This window comes from Bacillus sp. JJ1127, assembly GCF_036965845.1.
Classification (GTDB): domain Bacteria; phylum Bacillota; class Bacilli; order Bacillales; family Bacillaceae_G; genus Bacillus_A.
The window spans coordinates 18672-23475 of the sequence record NZ_JBALQK010000008.1; the positions used below are offsets into that span (position 1 = coordinate 18672).

Consider the following 4804-nt stretch of genomic DNA (forward strand, 5'->3'; position numbering starts at 1 on the left):
GGGTTTTATGTCGGTTTTTAAATTGGTGTATATATACTTTTTTGTATTTTCAATCAATCCCATTGAGGACTTAAAATATGCATATTTGCATATTTTAAGCAGGGATATGTATGCTATTATTTTAGATAAAGGTTCGCTTTCTACTTTGAAAGTCCCTAAATTGCATGAATCTAGTGTACCCAAACTTTAGATTATGTAAAGAAAAGAGATCCTCCAGCTTAGGATTTCTTTTTCTTATTGCTTGAACCTTGTGAGCGTGATAATCATGTTCCTACATTTCATGATTATCATCAGTGATATATGTAAGGCATCCATATAAAAAGAGGAGACTGTTCATCATTTGAACAGTCTCCCTCCGTTAAAAAGGTGATACTTTGAGGTATCATCTTTTTATTTTGTTAAGATCACTATAATTCTGTGTTTTTGATTATAGTTCTGTTAAGATAATTGGTTCGCCGCGCGTTACAACAATTGTATGTTCACACTGTGCAACAAGGCTATTATCTGGTGTTACGAATGTCCAGCCATCATCACCGCGTTCGATGATATGGTCAGCTTTCATAGAGATGAATGGTTCTACAGCGATAACAAGACCGTCTTTCAGAAGCGCATTATCCATTGGATCATAATAGCTTAAAATGTGATTTGGCGCTTCGTGTAGGCTAAGACCAATTCCGTGTCCAGTTAAGTTTTGGATGACTGCATAGCCATTTTTATGTGCGAAATTAGAAACAGCACGACCAATTTGGTTTTGTTTTGAACCAGCTTTTACTTTTTTCATTGCTGCCCAAAATGCATCTACTGCAGCTTGGCAAAGTTTTTCCTTTTCTTCATCTTGTCCAAGAACAAAAGAAATACCTGTATCTGCATAATAGCCGTCAAGTGCTGCAGATACGTCAACGTTTACTAAATCGCCTTCTTTTAATACTTGATCTTTTGGAATACCGTGGGCAACTTCCTCATTCACACTAATACAAGTTACACCCGGAAAATTATATTCTTTTTCAGGTGCAGAAATAGCACCGTGCTCATCTAATATTTTTTTACCGATCAAATCAAGCTCTTTCGTTGTCATGCCTGGCTTCGCTTGTTTTTTCATTTCTTCGCGTGCAAGTGCAACGATACGGCCGATTTTTCGTAAACCTTCTAAATCTTGTTCATTACGAATAATCATGAAAACCACTGTCCTTCCTCGAATATCTATCTTACACGATTGTATCATGTTTATTTTTGTCCTGCTACTTGCGTGCGATATGCAAGTTGATTCCTCTAATAGGAAATACATGACAATTGTCATATGCATGTCATGACGCATCATACTGTTTCCTAACTCTTCCAGTGTATACAATGTAAATATAAGAAACGGCGGGGGTGGAGAGATGGAAAAGATTATTGAAGTAAATGGTGTTTCAAAAACATTTAAACATAAAAAAGCAGTAAATAACGTTTCATTTCATGTAGAGAAGGGGCAAATTGTTGCACTTCTTGGACCAAATGGTGCAGGGAAAACAACAACGATTTCGATGATGCTTGGGTTAAAAGATCCGTCAGAAGGAAGCATCGCGATATTTGGAAAGAGTCCAAAACATCGAAGTGTTCGTAATCGCCTTGGTGCAATGTTACAGGAAGTAAGTGTTATTGATAGCATAACAGTGGAAGAAGCAATTGAGCTATTTCGCAGTTATTATACAAATCCAATTGCGAAAGAAACATTACTTCAGCTATCAAACTTAGAGTCAGAAAGAAAACAGAGATGTGAAAAATTATCAGGCGGTCAAAAAAGAAGATTAAATTTTGCACTCGCGCTTGCTGGAAATCCAGATTTGTTATTTTTAGATGAACCGACTGTAGGAATGGATATTACATCTAGAAAAACATTTTGGGAGACGATTCGGAAGCTAGCAAGTGAGGGGAAAACGATTATTTTGACAACGCATTATTTAGAAGAGGCGGATGCACTAGCAGATCGGATTTTATTGTTTGCAAACGGAGAGATTATTGCAGATGGTACACCAGAGGAAATGAAAGCAACGATTTCTCGAAAAACAATTTCATTTTATTCGAAAGAAAAAATTCCTACAGGCCTGTTGAAGGAATTACCACATGTAACAGGAGTGCAGTCTCATGAAGGGCGCGTTATTTTAACAACAGATGATACGGATGCTACGTTGCAAGCAATCTTTAAGAAAGATTTACCTGTTACCGATATTTCAGTTGAACGAGGAAGTCTTGATGAAGCTTTTGAACAATTTGTCGCAAATCAGAAGGAGGGAATCGCATGAAAGCATTATGGATGCAATGCAAAATAGAGATTTTACGTACATTCCGCAATAAATTATTTATCTTTTTCTCATTATTAATGCCAGTTATGTTTTATTACATTTTTACAAATGTTATTCAAGTACCGCAAAACGGAGATGCATGGAAAGCGCATTATTTAATTTCAATGGCAACTTTCAGTATAGTAGGGACTGCACTTTTTAGTTTCGGTGTGAGAATCTCTCAGGAAAAAGGGCAAGGGTGGACACACCTTTTAAAGATTACTCCACTTCCAGAGGGAGCGTATTTAACGGCTAAAATTATTTCTCAAACAGTGGTAAATGCTTTTTCAATACTCGTGATCTTTATTGCAGGGATATTAATTAATGACGTATCGTTAACAGTTGGGCAATGGATTGGTGCTGGATTATGGTTATTATTAGGGGTTACACCATTTTTAGCGCTAGGAACAGTTATTGGTTCAATTAAGAAAGCAGACGCAGCTGCGGGGCTTGCTAACATTTTAAATATGAGTTTAGCAGTTCTAGGCGGTTTATGGATGCCAATTGAAGTATTTCCGAAAGTATTAAGATCTATTGGAGAATGGACACCGACATATCATTTTGGAAGCGGCGCATGGGATATTGTTGCTGGGAAATCGATAGGATGGGAAAATATCGCGATTTTAGGAGGCTATTTCCTTATATTTGTTGTAATATCAATATATATAAGAAAGAGACAGGAAGCGGTATAAATGATAGAGAAGAAGCAGTTTGAGATTTTTCCGAAACATATGGGGTTTTTCCCCTATATGTGGTTTGTGTATCTGTTATTCCCGATTTACAATTTAACGCAAGTATCAGGATGGAAGCTTTTAATAGGGATCGGTATGTTGATGATTTTCGTCGTCACATACCGTCAACTTTATTTTGTGAATAAGACGTTTATTTTATGGGCGTGTATTCAAATGCTATTCATATTTTTATTTGCTTTATTTTATAATCCTTTTATGATCTTTTTTGGCTTTTTTACGGCAAGTGCGATGGGATTTGCACCAAGTAAAAAAGTATTTCAAGTATTGTTCGGCCTTTTAATTGTAATGCTTGGGGCCTTTATATTTGTATATTTTAAGCAACTAACAACTACAAGTTTAGTTAATATAGTTCCAATGTTTATTTTAATGCTCCTTACACCATTTGGAATGCGTAATTTTAATCAAAAAAAGATGCTAAAGAATCAATTAAATCAAGCAAACGAACAAATTAAAGAACTAGTAAAACGTGAAGAGCGTCAGCGAATCGCGAGAGACCTTCACGATACGTTAGGGCATACGTTATCTCTTATTACTCTAAAAAGTCAGCTTGTTGAGAAGTTGATTGTGAAAAATCCAGAGCGTGCAAGTGTAGAAGCAAAGGAGATTACACAAACATCACGTACAGCTTTAAAGCAACTTCGTGAATTAATTTCTGATATGCGGATGATTACGGTTGAGGAAGAGCTTGATCAAATAAAGGCAATTTTGCAAGCGGCTAATATTACGCTAGAAGTAGAACAGAAGGCGAGTTCTAGTACATTGTCACCGCTTGAACAAAATATTTTAGGTATGTGTTTAAGAGAAGCTATAACAAATGTTGTCAAGCATAGTAAGGCAACGATGTGTACAGTTTCTATATTTGAAGCACAAGGAGAACTTATTTTGGAAGTTAAGGATAATGGTGTAGGATTACAAGGGCAAAGTCATGATGGAAATGGCATTCGCGGTATGAAAGAACGAATTGCACTTATTGATGGGGCAATTGAGCTAGACGCGGCACATCCTGGGACGCTTTTAACGGTAAAAGTTCCGATCGTAATTAGAACAGGAAAAGATGAGGTGAGGGCATGATTCGAATTATTATTGCTGAAGATCAACGAATGCTTCGCGGGGCACTAGGAGCCCTGCTTGATTTAGAAGATGATATTGAAGTAGTCGGACAAGCGGCAAATGGGGAAGAGGCTTTAAAGTTAATTGAATCATTACAGCCAGACATTAGTATTATGGATATTGAAATGCCGATTCAAAGTGGCTTAGATGTTGCTGAAACATTGCAGAAGAAAAAATCATCATGTAAGGTAATGATTTTAACGACATTTGCACGTCCAGGATATTTTGAAAGAGCAATGAAAGCGGGAGTTCACGGGTATTTATTAAAAGATAGCCCAAGTGAAGATTTAGCAGCCGCAATTCGTAATGTAATGCAAGGGAAACGAGAGATTTCCCCTGAATTAATGTTTGGGTTATGGCAAGAACAAAATCCATTATCAGATCGTGAGAAAGAAGTACTTTTATTAGCGAAAGAAGGAAAAACAGCAAATGAAATCGCGAAGGCTCTTTATCTTTCACCTGGTACAGTGCGAAATTATATTTCAGAGGTATTAACAAAACTAGATGCTAAAAACAGAATTGAAGCCATCACGATTGCAGAGGAAAAGGGATGGATATAAAAAAAGATGTTTACCAGATATATTGGTAAAACATCTTTTTTTATTATATAAATCCATTTTA

General features: G+C 36.5%; 6 protein-coding genes. 5 read left to right on the forward strand and 1 reads right to left on the reverse strand.

Annotated features, from left to right (window positions below; all coding sequences use genetic code 11):
- The coding region (locus V7183_RS01060) for a hypothetical protein (protein WP_335358448.1) at positions 1-190 on the forward strand (190 nt) is incomplete at its 5' end.
- A 237-nt stretch (positions 191-427) separates the two neighbouring features.
- Here V7183_RS01060 and map read toward each other — a convergent pair.
- On the reverse strand, positions 428-1222 hold the full coding sequence (map, locus tag V7183_RS01065) for a type I methionyl aminopeptidase (protein ID WP_097897475.1): 795 nt from the start codon (positions 1220-1222) through the stop codon (positions 428-430).
- A gap of 157 nt (positions 1223-1379) precedes the next feature.
- Here map and V7183_RS01070 point away from each other — a divergent pair, with 157 nt between their 5' ends.
- Genes V7183_RS01070 through V7183_RS01085 form a run of 4 tightly spaced genes read left to right on the forward strand, consistent with a single transcriptional unit; the run spans position 1380 to position 4743 of the window.
- Entirely contained in the window at positions 1380-2282 is a 903-nt protein-coding gene (locus V7183_RS01070; RefSeq protein WP_335358449.1) for an ABC transporter ATP-binding protein, read from the forward strand.
- Entirely contained in the window at positions 2279-3013 is a 735-nt protein-coding gene (locus tag V7183_RS01075; protein WP_097897439.1) for an ABC transporter permease, read from the forward strand. Before V7183_RS01070 ends, V7183_RS01075 begins: the two co-directional genes overlap by 4 nt.
- Entirely contained in the window at positions 3014-4144 is a 1131-nt protein-coding gene (locus tag V7183_RS01080) for a sensor histidine kinase (protein WP_335358450.1), read from the forward strand. It abuts the gene before it with no gap.
- Positions 4141-4743, forward strand: a complete 603-nt coding sequence (locus V7183_RS01085) for a response regulator transcription factor (protein WP_097897441.1) — start codon at positions 4141-4143, stop codon at positions 4741-4743. Before V7183_RS01080 ends, V7183_RS01085 begins: the two co-directional genes overlap by 4 nt.
- Positions 4744-4804: the final 61 nt, after the last annotated feature.